Here is a 14,893-nt window from a genome sequence, read left to right as displayed (position 1 = left end):
ATGCACGACGTTCAGTGATTCGTGCCTGAGTGGCACAACATGCTCGCCTTCCATCCGCGATTGGTCGCATGGTCGATGACAGCGTGGAATACACCGAGAACTTCACTGATGCTCATGGTCGCGGCCACGCGGTGTTCGATCCACAATCCGTGCACCAGAGCCATCGCTTGCATCGCGTAGATGGTGGCCATCATCTGGTCGCAGCCGGCTTTGCGCAGATCCCAGATGAAGTTGGAGCGCAGCCGTCTCGAGAATGCGGTGCAAAGCCGCTGTACGTCCTTGTCGTATGCCGACGAACTCCACATGTGAGGCCATACGTTCGCAGCACCCGGACTCATCACTTCGTCGCTGAAGCACATGTCGGCGGTGAACTTCATGCGTTCGACAGGATCGACGATGCCTCGACGTCCTGCCGTGAGCTGTTCCCGCACTCTTCGAATCAGGTAGACAAACGTCTTGTAGACGAGGTTGCTCTTGTTCTCGAAGTGATGATGGACGAGCCCCACGGAAACGCCCGCGTGCTCGCTGACCTTTCTGATCGTGAGGTGTTCGAGCCCGACGTGGCCCACAACCTCGAGCGTCGAGTCGATCAACCGGTAACGCATCCCTTCGTACTGACTCGGGTCGTCCTTCCGGCTCTCGATCTCAGTGCGTCCTGGCTTCTGCACTTGCATATCCCGCGTCCACAGGTGATTGAACGAAGTGTCGCGCGTGGTCTGAACATTTGTTCATTGGATCGTGACTGCTGCATCCTGACCGTGCACGCTTGTCTGTTGAACGATTGTTCACGAAAAAAAGCCGCATTAAAGTAAGTGAAAACCCTTAAATCAACCCGCTATGCCCCGGAAAATGCGCTGGGAAGCGGCTTCGCAAAATGTTTTTGATCAGTGTTAATGCGGATATATAGTCGCTGTGACACGACATATCCTGAACAAACGTTCAAGTGCATACGTCCGTTCACGAGGGGTATGACCTGATCCAGTGAGGGGGTGACTGAACCGACGATCAGCCTCAATCGTCGTGGCGGCGCGCGTGATGGCCCGATGTTTTTCATAACGACGGGCGAAAACAAAACATAACCATCGATTGAGCAGTAAGCCGGATTTCCTTTGAGGACTACGCTGGGCAGTGAGGTAAAGCGTCGAGGGATCAAATGGCCGACAGTTGATCGCGGTCAGCCCGCACTTCCCGCAGTCCGTCCAAATCGCTTTTTTGTTAAGGAGTTAGCGTGATTTCAGGCCCACAATTTCCGTTGCCGGCGAATGAAACTGAAGTGAGCTTCCGGCCCGGCACTGCTGCCGCGGCAGAGCTTGCGAAAGCGCTGGAGCAGCGCGACGTAGTCGACATTCCGACGGTGATCGGCGGGAAGCGCTACTCCTCGAACGACACCGTCGAAGTGCGTGCACCGCACGACACGCAGCGTGTGCTTGCGCGCATTCATCGTCCGACCGAAAGCCAGATCGCCGAAGCGATCAAGAGCTCGGCTTCTGTTGCGAAGGACTGGGCCAGCCTGACGCACGCCAGCCGCGCCACGATTCTCCATCGGGCCGCGGACATTGTGGCGACCCGTTCGCGTATGCGGATCAACGCTGCGACGATGCTCGGCCAAAGCAAGACGATCGATCAGGCCGAGCCCGACAGCGCGTGCGAGCTGATCGATTTCCTGCGCTTCAACGCCTACAACGCTCAACGCGTGTATGCCGAGCAGCCGATGTCTGTTCCCACGGCTGTCAATCGCGCCGACTGGCGTCCGCTGGAAGGGTTTGTCTACGCGGTGTCGCCGTTCAACTTCACGGCGATCGGTGGCAACCTGACGACGGCCCCGGCCATCATGGGCAATACGGTTCTCTGGAAGCCGTCGGAGAAGTCGGCGCTCGCGAACTGGATTTTCTACGAAGCGCTGGAAGAAGCAGGCCTTCCGCCGGGCGTCATCAATTTCGTTCCCGGCGATGCCGAACTGACCACGCGTGTTGCACTGTCTTCGCCGGACCTTGCAGGCATCCACTTCACGGGTTCGTCAGCCGTGTTCCAGTCGCTGTGGAAAGGCGTTGCGTCGAAGGTCGACAGCTTCCGCACTATTCCGCGACTCGTCGGCGAGACGGGCGGCAAGGACTTTGTTCTGGCTCATCCGTCGGCCAATGCATCGGAAGTCGCAATCGCATTGATCCGCGGCGCGTTCGAGTATCAAGGCCAGAAGTGCAGCGCCGCGTCACGCGCCTATATTCCGCGCAGCCTCTGGGCAGCAGTGAGTCAGGAAATGCGTGACCGTCTCGCGCAGCTGAAGGTCGGCGATGTCGCGCAGTCTGACACGTTCATGGGCGCGGTGATCTCGCAGGCGTCGCATCAGAAACTGACGCGGGTGCTGGCGGCGGCGCGCGAAGATTCGAGCGTCAAGGTCGTGTCGGGCGGAAAGACGTGGTCGGACCCGGGATATTTCGTCGAGCCGACGGTACTGGAAGTGAGCGACCCGCACCACGCGTTGTTGAAGGAAGAACTCTTCGGCCCCGTCCTTTCGGTCTTCGTATACGACGACGCGAACTGGGAAGAGACGCTGCAACTGATCGATTCGACGAGCCCATATGCATTGACGGGTTCGATCTTCTGCACCGATCGCTTCGCACTGCATCGCGCAGAAGCGGCGTTGATCAACGCGGCAGGCAATCTTTATCTGAACGACAAGCCCACGGGTGCCATGATCGGTCAGCAACCGTTCGGCGGCGGTCGCGCCAGCGGCACAAACGACAAGGCAGGTTCCTACCTCAATCTGCTGCGTTGGGCGTCCCCGCGCGTGGTGAAGGAAACGTACCTGCCCCCGCGCGACTGGCAGTTCGGCGCTTAACCCTGATTCCGGCTTCTCCTGAGGAAATGTCATGTCCACCATTGTCTCTTTCAAGAATGTCCAGAAAACCTACGACGGCGAAACGCTCGTCGTCAAAAATCTCAACCTCGAAATTCAGGAGGGTGAGTTCCTGACGATGCTCGGGCCGTCGGGCTCTGGAAAGACGACGTGTCTCATGATGCTTGCGGGTTTCGAAACCGCGACGCATGGTGAAATCCTGCTTCAGGGGAGGCCGATCAACCGTATTCCGCCGGAGCGCCGCAACATCGGCATGGTGTTCCAGAGCTACGCGCTTTTCCCTCACAAGTCGGTTGCCGAGAATCTCGCGTTCCCGCTCAAGGTGCGGAAAGTACCAAAGGACGAGATCGCAAGAAAGGTAAAGCGCGCGCTCAACATGGTGAACATGGAAAAGTTCGCCAATCGCATGCCCGCACAGCTTTCGGGCGGGCAGCAGCAACGCATTGCGGTCGCGCGTGCGCTCGTGTTCGAACCGGCGTTGGTGCTGATGGACGAGCCGCTTGGCGCGCTCGACAAACAGCTTCGCGAGCAGATGCAGTATGAGATCAAGCAGATTCACGAGCAAAGCGGATTGACGGTCGTTTATGTGACGCACGACCAGGGGGAGGCGATGACGATGTCCGACCGGATCGCCGTGTTCAACAACGGCACCATCCAGCAGCTCGCGCCGCCTCCCGCACTCTATGAAAATCCTGAGAACGCGTTTGTCGCGCGATTCATCGGTGAGAGTAATGAACTGCTTGGAACCGTATCGTCGGTCGACAGGGAGCGGTGCACCGTCAAGCTGGAGAGCGGACAGAACATCCACGCGTATGCTGGCCCGAGCGTACGCGGAACCGGCTCGGCCAGCATCTCGTTGCGTCCGGAGCGGGTGACAGTCGGCGATCTGGCGAAGAACTGTGACAACGTGTTCCAGGGTGGCGTAAAGGATCTCATCTACTACGGCGATCATCTTCGCGTCGTCATGCAAGTATGCGGCAGGAATGACTTCATCGTGAAGCTGCCGAACAACGGCGTCGCGCGTCAACTGCGCATTGGCGATTCGGTGCATGTGGGCTGGATGGCGGAATGCTGCCGCGCATTGCAGTGACCGGTTGAAAGCCGCGTAGCGAATCGCACTGACGGGCGCGGAAGAAACGGACAAACTTAGTACAACTAGTGGAGACACAATCCCGGTCAAACGTAACCCGGGATGGTAGAGGCGTGCGAAGTTTCAATCGCACGTTTGTGTCGCACTTCCACCCTGAAAGATTGCATCGGATGGCGAATTCACTTCCATCCGGATCGAAAGTTTGGTGTCGAATTGACGAGGAGGACGCGGCGCTAGCCGCTGGACGACGATGATACTTCCCCACGATATGACCGTGCCCGCAGACCAGTCACCGCAAATGACTGTGAACGACTCGAAGAGCCTCAAGGCAAAACTCCGTAGCGCGGAGCGAACCGAGCGCGTGAAGGCTTTCATGCTGGTCGCGCCGCTGCTGATCTTCCTCCTTGTAACGTTCCTTGTTCCCATCGGAAGCTTGCTGATGAAGAGCTTCAGGGACCCAACGCTTTCGCAGGAAATGCCGCACGCCTCCGTGTTGCTTCGCGAATGGGATCCGAGCGGTGGCAAGCTGCCGGGTGAGCAGGTGTACGACGCGTTTGCGCGCGATCTCATCGCGGCAAAAGAAAGCGAGGGCGTCAGCCGGATAGCATCGCGCCTGAACTACGACGAGGCGGGCATGCGGAGCCTGCTGATGAAGACGGCGCGTCGTCTGGGCGATGAAGGCACGGGCACGTGGCATGAACGTCTCACGGGAATCGACGCGCGCTGGAATGACATCGCGGCGTGGTCCACGCTCAAGTACGCATCGTCGCCGTGGACGCTCGGCTACTACCTGAAAGCATTCGACTTCAAGCGCGACACGCATGGCGCGATCGTGCGCCAGGGCGAAAGCGAGCGGCTCTACGTCAGCGTTTTCATTCGCACGGCATGGGTGAGCATTGCGGTCAGTGCGCTCTGTCTGCTGTTCGGATATCCGGTCGCGTTCTTTCTCGCCAACATTCCGGCGCGCTACAGCAACCTGTTCATGATCATGGTGCTGTTGCCTTTCTGGACTTCGATCCTGGTTCGCACGACCGCGTGGGTCGTCGTGCTGCAAACCAACGGGGTGATCAATGACGTGCTCAAGCATCTCGGTTTAACCGATCACGGCTTGCCGCTGATCTACAACCGTTTCGGCGTGCTGGTTGCGATGACGCACATTCTTCTGCCGTACGCGATTTTGTCGCTCTATTCGGTGATGAAGGGCGTGCCGAACATCTACATGAAGGCGGCGCGGTCGCTCGGCGCAGGTCCGATCCGCTCGTTCTTTCAGGCGTATTTTCCGCAGACGCTTCCCGGTGTCGGCGCGGCAGGCATGCTGACGTTCATTCTCGCCGTCGGCTACTACATCACGCCTGCGATCGTCGGCGGCCCGGACGATCAACTGGCCAGCTACTACATCGCGAATCACGTCAACAACACCTTGAACTGGGGCCTCGCAAGTGCGCTTGCGTCGATCCTGCTCGCCGGCGTGCTGCTGATCTACGGCGTATTCGTCCGCATGACCGGCGGTGCCGGCGTCAAACTGGGGTGATCAAATGTTGAGTTTTCCCGCTTATGTGACGATCTGGGGACGCCTGGGACGATGGGCTCACGTCGTCCTGTCGATCGCCGTACTGGTGTTCCTGATTTCCCCGATCCTGGTGGTGATGCCGCTGTCGTTCAACTCGCAGCCGTATTTCACCTATCCGATGCCGGGCGTGAGTCTGCGCTGGTATCAGGATTTCCTCAACAGCCCCGAATGGATGCTGGCGTTGAAAAATACGCTGATCGTGGGCGTCGTCTCGACGCTGCTCGCGACCACGCTCGGCGTGATGGCTTCGCTCGGATTGACGCATCCACGCCTGAAGGGAAGGGCGCTCATCACGGGCATTCTCGTTTCGCCGATGATCGTCCCGTTGATCATCACAGCCGTGGGCGTCTACTTCGCCTTCAGCCCCTTCGGTCTGGTCAACAGTCTGACGGGTCTGATTCTCGCGCACGCCGCGCTCGGTGTGCCGTTCGTCGTGGTCACGGTCACGGCGACGCTGGCGGGCTTCAACGAAACGCTGTCCCGTGCCGGCCGCAGTCTGGGCGCGTCTCCGATGCGCGTTTTCATGCAGGTGAAGCTGCCCATCATCGCGCCGGGCGTGATTTCGGGCGCGCTGTTCGCGTTCGCCACTTCGTTCGATGAAATCGTCGTCGCGCTCTTCCTGACGGGCACCGATCAACGGACCGTGCCCCGGCAAATGTGGGCAGGCATCCGCGAACAGCTCAGTCCCACGATTCTGGCCGTCGCGAGCGTGCTCGTCGTCATCTCGACGTTGCTGCTGGTCACGCTGGAACTTCTGCGGCGCAGAACCGAACGTCTGCGCGGAACGGCCAACCAGTTCTGATCAATAAATCGATCAACCAATCAGATATTCACCAGGTAACCTCATCATGCTGTCGGAAATCCAATCGATGCAAAGCAGCTCGGCAGATCTTCACACGCTGCGTCAGCGCATTCGCGACGCCTCGTCGCTCCCCGAGGATGTCGTCGTACGTGGGTTGATGGACGAAGCGCGCATGGACGCGCCGACGCTCGCGAGAGCGCAGGATCTCGCCGCGCGGCTCGCGCAGGGCGTACGTGATGCACGCATCAACGCGGGCGGTGTCGACCTGCTTACGCAGGAGTTCTCGCTCGACAGTCGCGAGGGCATCGCGCTGATGTGTCTCGCCGAGGCGATGCTGCGGATTCCCGACACGGAGACCCGCAACCAGCTGATCCGGGACAAGATCGTCGATGCAGACTGGCGCGCGCATATCGGCAAATCGCCGTCGTTGTTTGTCAACGCGACAGCATGGGGGCTGCTTTTCACGGGGAAACTTCTCAAGCAGCCGGATGAGAACGCGCTCGCGGAAGCGTTGTCGCGCGTCGTTCGCAAGGGTGGAGAGGCCGTGGTGCGTGCGGGCGTCGCCTACGCGATGCGGATGCTCGGCAAGCAGTTCGTTACCGGCCAGACGATTGAAGAGGCGATCGGCGTGGCCAAGGGACGAGAGTCGGGCGGATACCGGTACACCTACGACATGCTCGGCGAAGCAGCGCTGACGGATGAGGATGCGCAGGCCTATTTCGAGTCGTACCGCCATGCAATCGAAGCGATCGGTAAGGAAGCGAAGGGTCAAGGGCCGATTGATGGCCCCGGCGTTTCCGTCAAGATATCGGGCCTGCATCCGCGATACGAGCTGGCGCAACGCGACAGGGTGCTGAGCGAGATGTATCCGCGCCTGTTGCAACTCGCGCAGACGGCGAAGAAGTACGGCATCGGCTTTCACCTCGATCAGGAGGAGTCGGCGCGCTTCGACCTGACGCTGGAGATGCTCGAGCGTCTCTGCGCCGAGCCGAGCCTGAAAGGTTGGAACGGTATCGGCATTTCGTTGCAGGCGTACCAGAAGCGCGGCAGGGCCGTGGCGGACTGGATCATCGCACTCGCCCGCGCCAACGGACGGAGGATCAATATCCGTCTCGTCAAGGGCGCGTACTGGGATACGGAAATCAAGCTCGCACAGGATGCGGGCGCCGTCGGCTATCCCGTCTTTACGCGGAAAGTGCATTCGGACGTCAGCTACATCGCATGCGCGAAGGCGCTGCTCAACGCGCCGGACGCGATTTTCCCGCAGTTTGCTTCGCACAACGCGTTTACAGTCGCGGCAGTGCACACGCTGGCGGGTGACAAGGCTTACGAGTTCCAGTGTCTGCACGGCATGGGCGAGACCGTATATGACCAGGTCGTCGGCGCCACGAAGCTGAATCGTCCGTGCCGCATCTATGCGCCCGTCGGGCCGCACGCGACCTTGCTTGCCTATCTTGTCCGTCGCCTGCTGGAGAACGGTGCGAATTCTTCGTTCGTCAATCAGATCGTCGATCCCGCCGTCAGCATTGCCGACATCGTCGAAGATCCCGTCGCGAAAGCTGCGCGAACGGGCGGTGCGCCACATGCCGGGATTGCGTCGCCACGCAACCTGCTGCCGGGACGTCTCAATGCGGTGTCGCTGAGCTTTGCCGGTGCGACGGAATTCGAGCGTGTAGTGGCGGACATACGTCAGAACCGGGTGAACGCGTATTCGGTGATTGCGGGTTCGGCAGATGCAAAATCCGAATCGACGACCGTGGTGTATAGCGCGAGCAATCTCGTCGAGGCGATCGGAAGTTTCGCCAGCTGCAAGATGGACAGTGTGGCTGGCGCGCTGGACGCCGCGGCGCGGGCGATGGCTGCATGGGGCGGCAGAACGGTGGACGATCGCTCAGAAGTCCTGGAGCGGGTCGCCAGCGATCTGGAAACGCATGCGGCAAAACTCGGGGCGCTGCTATCGCTCGAAAACGGCGCCACGCTGTCGGAAGCTGCCGAGGAGGTCCGCACGGCTGTCAATCTGTGCCGGTTGTACGCGTTCCAGGTGAAAGCCGACAAGGCGCTTGCCGACGCGCTGCCGCTAGGAACCGTTATCAGCGTGACGCCTTCGGCGAGTCCGCTGAGCACGTTCGTCGGGCAAGTATCGGCCGCCCTCGCTGCAGGCAACGCTGTGATTGCGAAGCCGTCGTCGGACGCATCACTGATTGCGTTCGAAGCGACGAGAGTCTTCCACAGCGCTGGCGTGCCTCAAGACGTGCTTCAGCTTGCATTAGGCGACGGCGCGACGGTGGCGAAAGCGCTCGTTTCGGATCAACGCGTCGCCGCTGTTCTTTTTGCGGGGTCGCGCGAGATCGCGCGTGCAATCGCCGTACAACTCGCTGCTGTCGAACGACCGGCAAAACTGATCGCTACCTATGGCTCCGTCAACTCGATGATCGTCGACAGTTCGGCGCTGCCGGAGCAGGTCATCTCGGACGCGATCGTTTCCGCGTTCACATCGGCGGGTCAGGGCGCGTCGTCGCTACGCGTTCTGTGTCTGCAGGACTCGACGGCAGACAAGGTGCTGCGCATGCTCAACGGCATGCTGAGCGAACGCAACACGGACGATCCGCTGAGCAGCGCAACGGATGTCGGGCCGGTGGCTACCCGCAAGGCGCGCGATGCCGCCGAGACATACATCGAGCAACTGAAACGTCGCGGTGTTGGGATCAGCCGTGGCAAGCTGGGCGCGGGCTGCGGGAATGGCAACTTCGTTGCGCCGACGATCGCCGATATCGGCGACGTCGGATCGCTTGCGGCAATTGACCCGTCGGTGACAGGACCGATTCTGCATGTCGTGCGGTACGAAACGGGCAGCATGGAAGCTCTGATCAGGGCGTTGAACGCGCTTGGCAGTGGTGTCCAGGGGTTGCACACGCGTATCAACGAGACAGCGGGCAATCTCCTTTCGTTCTCGGAGGCCAGCAGTATCTGCATCAACCGGGCGATGCACGCCGCGTTCCCCGGCATGCAACCGGCAGGCGGAAACGGTGCGTCCGGCACGGGATCGATGGTCGCGGGGCCGTTGACGCTGATCGGCCTGACGCGTTCTTCCGCCGACACATACGCAGCGGACACGGGACCGTTCGCGCCGTCCCGGACGGCCGTGAGCGAAAAGTACCTCGAGTTTCCGGTTGCTTCCGCAGAAGGGCGTCTTGTCGGCCGGATGACCGCTCAGGCGCAAGCCCGCGCCAGCTACCGGCAGCGCGTCGAGGCGATCGCGAATACGTCTGCCGCACGACGCCTGGATCCCGGTGCACAGGCGCGGATCGGTCGGTATAAAGCGGAACTTCTGCGACTTGCAGAGAGTTTCCGTCCTTTGAGCTTGCCGGCTCTGACGGGTGAGGAGAACACCGTCGAGTTGCTGCCTCGCGGACAGGTCTTATGTGCAGCGGACTCTGTCGAATCGCTACTGGCTCAGGCAACAGCGGCCTGTGCATTCGGCAATGACGTGCTGCTGATGAAGTCCTCCGTAGCCGATGAAATTGCAGCTGCGCTCCGCACCGGTTATCGTTTCGTTGATTCTGCCGATGCGGCCCGGGTGCTCGATGGCGAGGTGCCCGGCGTTCGCCCGGACGTGGTTCTGGTGACATCGGAGCAGCGCGGCGTCGGCAATCTGCGTCGCATGGCGGCATCACGAATGATCGACGTGGCGGTAACGCGCGATGACGGAACCTACGACTGGACGCAACTGGTCCGCGAACGCGTCACGACCGTCAACGCGAGCGCAGCGGGCGGCAATACGCAGCTGATGGTGATGAGCGAGGACGCTCTCTAGGCGAAGACGAAGACAAAGGTGAAGCACGGGGCGGGTAAAAACCGCCCCGTTTGATTTGCGACGGACTGTATACGCGCCCGTTTCCATAGCCGACGAGGAGATTCTGCAGTGCAAGAAACGATGTTCACTTTCCATCAAGGGCGGATTCCGCTGCTGATTTCGATTCCGCATCTGGGCACAGAGATCCCTGCGGATATCGCGCAGGATATGACCGACGCAGCGCATGCTGTCGCCGACACCGACTGGCATCTCGATCGCCTCTACAGCTTTGCAAAGTCCGCGGGCGCATCGATTCTCGGCGCGCGCTACTCCCGCTATGTAATCGACCTCAACAGGCCACCTGGTGGCGAGAGCCTGTATCCGGGGCAAACGACGACAGGACTATGCCCGAGTGAAACGTTTCGCGGCGAACAGTTGTACGCCGAAGGAAAGGCTCCGTCGCAGGACGAGGTGGGAAGGCGCCTGGACGAATACTGGCGCCCGTATCACGAAAAGCTGCGCGCTGAACTGGATGCGATGAAACGGCAATTCGGACACGTGTTGCTGTGGGAAGCCCATTCGATTGCCAGTGTTCTGCCGCGCCTGTTCGAAGGCAAGCTTCCCGATCTCAACATCGGCACGAATGCAGGCGCCAGCTGTGATGCAAGCATCCTCGACGCGATTTCATCTGAACTGGTCGAGGATCAGTCGTTTACGTGGGTCGAAAATGGCCGCTTCAAAGGCGGCTATATCACACGGGCATTCGGCCAACCGTCCGATGGGATCCACGCGGTGCAACTGGAGATGTGTCAGTCGACGTATATGGACGAACATGCGCCGTTCAGCTATCGGCAGGACCTTGCCGAACAGATTCAACCTGTAGTAGAGCGCATGGTCTCCGCGGCGATTGTCGCGACGCGTCAGCTGCGCGCGGAAACGCGCTGACCGCAAACAAGCCAGGGGCGAGCCTGTTGGCCCGCTGCCACCGACACCCAAGCCTCCACGCTTCATCCAGACTTCACTCTTGAATTAAAAAAGGCCGACACCGCATTGCGGTGCCGGCCAGTTACCCAAGGAGACGGGAAATCGTGATTCGTCGACGTTACAGCGACTGAGTGAGTTGTGGGACAGCTTCGAATAGATCGCCGACGAGCCCGTAGTCCGCGACACCGAAGATCGGCGCTTCAGCGTCCTTATTGATGGCGACGATGATTTTCGAGTCCTTCATGCCCGCCAGATGCTGGATAGCCCCGGAAATCCCGACAGCGAGATAGAGTTCCGGCGCCACGATCTTTCCGGTCTGACCGACCTGCAGGTCGTTGGCGGCATAGCCCGAATCCACGGCGGCGCGCGAAGCGCCGATCGCAGCGCCCAGCTTCTCGGCGAGCGGGTCGAGAATCGCGAAGTTCTCCGCGCTGCCCAGGCCGCGTCCACCCGATACCACCACACGTGCAGACGTCAGATCCGGGCGATCGCTTTTCGCGATTTCGCGGCGTACGAACGTCGAAAGGCCGGTGTCGGCTGCCGCGGACACTTCGGTGATGCTCGCGCTTCCGCCTTCCGCAGACACGGCATCGAATGCCGTCGCACGGATCGTCGCGACCTTCACGGGATCGTTCGTCTGCACGGTCGCGATTGCGTTACCCGCATAGATGGGACGCTGGAAGATGTCGGGCGCATCGATCGCGATGACATCCGAGATCTGCGACGCATCCAGCTTTGCCGCGACGCGAGGCGCGGTGTTCTTGCCGGCGGCGGTCGCAGGGAAGAACACGTGCGTATAGTCTTTGGCGAGGCCGATGATCTGCGCCGCGACGTTTTCCGCGAGACCATCGGCGAGATGCGGTGCGTCGATAAGGATGACCTTCTCAACGCCCGCAATCCGGCTTGCGGCTTCTGCTGCGGGACGCGCATTGCTGCCAGCGATCAGTACATGGACGCCGCCGCCGATGTTCTGTGCTGCCGATACAGTGTGCAGCGTCGAGCTCTTCACCAGAGCGTTGTCGTGTTCCGCGATAACAAGCGTCGTCATTTAAATCACCTTTGCTTCGGATTTGAGTTTCGCGACCAGCGTTGCGACATCGGGCACGGTCACGCCCGCTTTGCGTGCTGCTGGCTCCACGACCTTCAGCGTCTTGAGGCGGGGAGACGGGTCCACGCCAAGATCGGCAGGCTTCAGGATGTCGACGGGTTTTTTCTTTGCCTTCATGATGTTGGGCAGCGTCACGTAGCGCGGCTCATTCAGGCGCAGGTCCGTCGTGACGATTGCCGGAAGACGGATGGTGATCACTTCAAGCCCGCCATCCACTTCGCGCGTCACGGTAGCTGAACCGTCGCCGATCTCGATGTTGCTTGCGAACGTTGCCTGCGGCCAGTCGAGCAGCGCCGCGAGTAGCTGGCCCGTCTGGCCGGCGTCGTCATCGATTGCCTGTTTGCCGAGGATGACGAGCTGCGGCTGTTCCCTGTCGATGACGGCTTTGAGCAGCTTGGCAACTGCCAGAGGCTGCAGTTCGGCGTCGGTTTCCACGAGGACGCCGCGGTCCGCACCGATAGCGAGGGCGGTGCGAAGCGTTTCCTGGCTTTGCGGCACACCGCACGACACAGCGACCACCTCGGTCGCCCTGCCTGCTTCCTTCAGTCGGGTAGCCGCTTCCGTCGCAATCTCGTCGAACGGATTCATCGACATCTTCACGTTGCCGATATCGACGCCGCTTTGATCCGCCTTGACGCGGACCTTCACGTTGTAGTCGACGACGCGCTTTACTGCAGTCAGTACCTTCATTTGTTGTTCCTCGAGTTCCTGTTCGTCATGCGGTCGCGGCTTCGACGGTCACCAGTTGCGGGACCAGCCCGAAGCCTCGATCTTCCCCATGGGACGTGTCGGGGATGATCCGAACCGGGTGTTCCAGATTTCGAAAGACCGCGAAGCTGTTTGCATCGATCCGCTGCAGTGCTGTCTCCGATAGAGCGGAGACATGACATGCACGTCCGACGGCCAGCACGATGGCGCTGGCGCCCGCCGGCACAATCGCTGCACCTGTTAGCGCCCGAATGGTTGAGCGACGGACTGATCGTTTGCACATGACGTTGAGCGCGGTGACTGGCCCGTCTGTCAACGAAGCGTCCCACGAGATCGCGCCGTCATATTCGGCGGCAGCGAGCGGTGTCAGTGTCGTGATCAGATCGTCGGCACGCAGCACGACACCATTGCCGCGGAGAACGATGGATAGGCGCGTCATACCTTCGAACGTCGAATACGGGCCGTCGCGTTCGACTTCTGCAATGCTGACGCGCCAGTTTGTACCGTCCATGGCGAGGGTTTTCGTTACGCCCTTGCCATTTCGCCATTTTTCGGAAGGCACTGACGCGATCTCTCGCACGATCACTGCAGACATCGGCGCGTCCTCAGGAAACGGCGCCGAGGCCATACTTGCCCGTCAGGAGTTCGCCCGTTGCGAATCGTTCGATCGAATACGGCTTGAGTGATACATCCGTCGGCAGACCGAGCGCCTCTTGCGCAAGCACGCGGCCGACTGTCGGCGATAGCTTGAAGCCGTGACCCGAGAAACCATAGCCGACGATGAGGCCCTCGATTCCCGGCAACTTGCCGAGGACAGGATTCCAGTCGGGCGTCACGTCGTAGACACCCGTCCACGACGAAGCGATGCCCGCCGTTTCATATTCGGGGAAGCGTTCGGCGACCTGAGCGCCGACGTCGACGATGTAGTCCATCGGAATGTCACCTTGCTCGGTGTCGGCCGCGTTCAGCTTCTCGCCGACGACGCCTTCGCTGACCAGCATCTGACTGCCGCCATAGCTGCGGTAGTACAGCATGCCGGGCGAGGCGAGATCCTTGAAGACAGGCATGTTGAACGTATATTTCGCCGCTTCGCATTCGAGCGCGAGCACGGCATGGCGCTCCGGCATGACCGGGAGTTCGCGACCCGTCCAGCCTGCAAGCTCCGGTGTCCAGATGTTTTGCGTGCTGATCACCGTGGATGTGCTGAAGTCGCCAATGCTCGTCGATACGCCAACGACCTTCCCGTTCTCGAACAGAATCTTGTTGACGTTGACATTTTCCTTGACCGTCACCCCGCCGCGGCGCGCCGCGCGCGCAAAGCTCGTTGCGACGAGATATGCATCCGCGAAACCCGCTTCCGGCTCGTAACCGATAAGGGCTGCATCGTCGAACCGCGCAATAGGCATCAACTCTTTGGCTTGTTGCTGGCTCAGCAATTCGAGCGGAATGCCTTGTTCTTTCTGCTGGTTCAGCGAAGCGCGCAAGGGTTCGATCTTGTCGCCCTCGCTGGCTACGATCATGTATCCGCACTTCACCAGGCCGCATGACGCTTCGTCGTCGCCCAGGTAGGAGGAGAAGTTGTTGAAGACCTCCCACGACTTCCTCGCGAGCTCGACGTTTTCCTTGACGGAGTAGTGCGTGCGCAGAATGCCGGACGACTGAGAGGTCGTTCCGGCGCCGATCAGTCCACGATCCAGCACGAGAACGTTCTTCGCTCCGAGCCTGGAAAGCTGAAACGCTACGGAAGTGCCGATCACGCCGGCGCCAATCACAACCACATCGAAATTGTTCACGGTTTGCGTCCTTCATTGAGCAAGGTGTGACGCAAGTGTGCGACCGGAAATAATGTGGTGTAGGAATATAAGCGCGCTCTATTTTTAGTTTAAGTATCGCGAGGAGGTGCCCGGCTAATTAAACGGATCTTGAAACTAGCATAAGCGCGGGTTATATCGGACGGTCCACAAATTCACTTGTTCTAGGA

At 60.3% G+C, this 14,893-nt stretch carries 11 protein-coding genes; 6 read left to right on the top strand and 5 right to left on the bottom strand.

What is annotated here, in order from left to right:
* Positions 1 to 11: 11 nt before the first annotated feature.
* A complete protein-coding gene (locus FRZ40_RS36035; protein WP_147237371.1) occupies positions 12 to 674 on the bottom strand; it encodes a TetR family transcriptional regulator C-terminal domain-containing protein in 663 nt (220 codons plus the stop codon).
* Between the two features lie 554 nt (positions 675 to 1,228).
* Here FRZ40_RS36035 and pruA point away from each other — a divergent pair.
* The 6 genes from pruA (at position 1,229) to hutG (ending at position 11,057) form a co-directional block, all read left to right on the top strand.
* Positions 1,229 to 2,839 (top strand): L-glutamate gamma-semialdehyde dehydrogenase, encoded by a 1,611-nt coding sequence (gene pruA, locus FRZ40_RS36030; protein ID WP_147237370.1) that lies wholly within the window; start codon positions 1,229 to 1,231, stop codon positions 2,837 to 2,839.
* A gap of 31 nt (positions 2,840 to 2,870) precedes the next feature.
* Positions 2,871 to 3,947 carry an ABC transporter ATP-binding protein gene (locus FRZ40_RS36025; protein WP_147237369.1) on the top strand — a complete coding sequence of 359 codons (1,077 nt, stop codon included), beginning with the start codon at positions 2,871 to 2,873 and terminating at the stop codon, positions 3,945 to 3,947.
* Between the two features lie 298 nt (positions 3,948 to 4,245).
* Complete coding sequence (locus FRZ40_RS36020; RefSeq protein WP_240057440.1) at positions 4,246 to 5,478, top strand: ABC transporter permease; 1,233 nt, start codon at positions 4,246 to 4,248, stop codon at positions 5,476 to 5,478.
* Between the two features lie 4 nt (positions 5,479 to 5,482).
* Positions 5,483 to 6,319, top strand: a complete 837-nt coding sequence (locus FRZ40_RS36015) for an ABC transporter permease (protein WP_028368917.1) — start codon at positions 5,483 to 5,485, stop codon at positions 6,317 to 6,319.
* 46 nt (positions 6,320 to 6,365) lie between these two features.
* A complete protein-coding gene (gene putA, locus FRZ40_RS36010; protein ID WP_240057439.1) occupies positions 6,366 to 10,133 on the top strand; it encodes a bifunctional proline dehydrogenase/L-glutamate gamma-semialdehyde dehydrogenase PutA in 3,768 nt (1,255 codons plus the stop codon).
* 120 nt (positions 10,134 to 10,253) lie between these two features.
* On the top strand, positions 10,254 to 11,057 hold the full coding sequence (gene hutG, locus FRZ40_RS36005; protein WP_193567060.1) for an N-formylglutamate deformylase: 804 nt from the start codon (positions 10,254 to 10,256) through the stop codon (positions 11,055 to 11,057).
* Between the two features lie 157 nt (positions 11,058 to 11,214).
* Here the strand turns inward: hutG and FRZ40_RS36000 are convergent, their stop codons facing one another.
* From FRZ40_RS36000 to FRZ40_RS35985, 4 genes are read right to left on the bottom strand one after another with little or no spacing between them, the layout of a single operon-like run.
* Complete coding sequence (locus FRZ40_RS36000) at positions 11,215 to 12,144, bottom strand: electron transfer flavoprotein subunit alpha/FixB family protein (protein ID WP_147237366.1); 930 nt, start codon at positions 12,142 to 12,144, stop codon at positions 11,215 to 11,217.
* A complete protein-coding gene (locus FRZ40_RS35995; RefSeq protein WP_028368921.1) occupies positions 12,145 to 12,894 on the bottom strand; it encodes an electron transfer flavoprotein subunit beta/FixA family protein in 750 nt (249 codons plus the stop codon).
* Positions 12,895 to 12,919: 25 nt separating this feature from the next.
* Entirely contained in the window at positions 12,920 to 13,507 is a 588-nt protein-coding gene (locus FRZ40_RS35990; RefSeq protein WP_158647065.1) for a HutD/Ves family protein, read from the bottom strand.
* 10 nt (positions 13,508 to 13,517) lie between these two features.
* Positions 13,518 to 14,705 carry an NAD(P)/FAD-dependent oxidoreductase gene (locus tag FRZ40_RS35985; RefSeq protein WP_028368922.1) on the bottom strand — a complete coding sequence of 396 codons (1,188 nt, stop codon included), beginning with the start codon at positions 14,703 to 14,705 and terminating at the stop codon, positions 13,518 to 13,520.
* Positions 14,706 to 14,893 lie beyond the last annotated feature (188 nt).

Source organism: Paraburkholderia azotifigens, assembly GCF_007995085.1.
Classification (GTDB): domain Bacteria; phylum Pseudomonadota; class Gammaproteobacteria; order Burkholderiales; family Burkholderiaceae; genus Paraburkholderia; species Paraburkholderia azotifigens.
Note: the sequence above shows the minus strand (reverse complement) of the source record. Positions and strands in the feature narration are given on the sequence as shown.

What these genes read in the sequence shown, in the direction of transcription:
- hutG (WP_193567060.1), top strand. Translation starts at nt 10,254, where the DNA reads ATGTTCACTTTCCATCAAGGGCGGATTCCGCTGCTGATTTCGATTCCG.
- FRZ40_RS36020 (WP_240057440.1), top strand. Translation starts at nt 4,246, where the DNA reads ATGACTGTGAACGACTCGAAGAGCCTCAAGGCAAAACTCCGTAGCGCG.
- FRZ40_RS36025 (WP_147237369.1), top strand. Translation starts at nt 2,871, where the DNA reads ATGTCCACCATTGTCTCTTTCAAGAATGTCCAGAAAACCTACGACGGC.
- FRZ40_RS36000 (WP_147237366.1), bottom strand. Translation starts at nt 12,144, where the DNA reads ATGACGACGCTTGTTATCGCGGAACACGACAACGCTCTGGTGAAGAGC.
- FRZ40_RS36015 (WP_028368917.1), top strand. Translation starts at nt 5,483, where the DNA reads ATGTTGAGTTTTCCCGCTTATGTGACGATCTGGGGACGCCTGGGACGA.
- putA (WP_240057439.1), top strand. Translation starts at nt 6,366, where the DNA reads ATGCTGTCGGAAATCCAATCGATGCAAAGCAGCTCGGCAGATCTTCAC.
- FRZ40_RS35990 (WP_158647065.1), bottom strand. Translation starts at nt 13,507, where the DNA reads ATGTCTGCAGTGATCGTGCGAGAGATCGCGTCAGTGCCTTCCGAAAAA.
- FRZ40_RS35995 (WP_028368921.1), bottom strand. Translation starts at nt 12,894, where the DNA reads ATGAAGGTACTGACTGCAGTAAAGCGCGTCGTCGACTACAACGTGAAG.
- FRZ40_RS36035 (WP_147237371.1), bottom strand. Translation starts at nt 674, where the DNA reads ATGCAAGTGCAGAAGCCAGGACGCACTGAGATCGAGAGCCGGAAGGAC.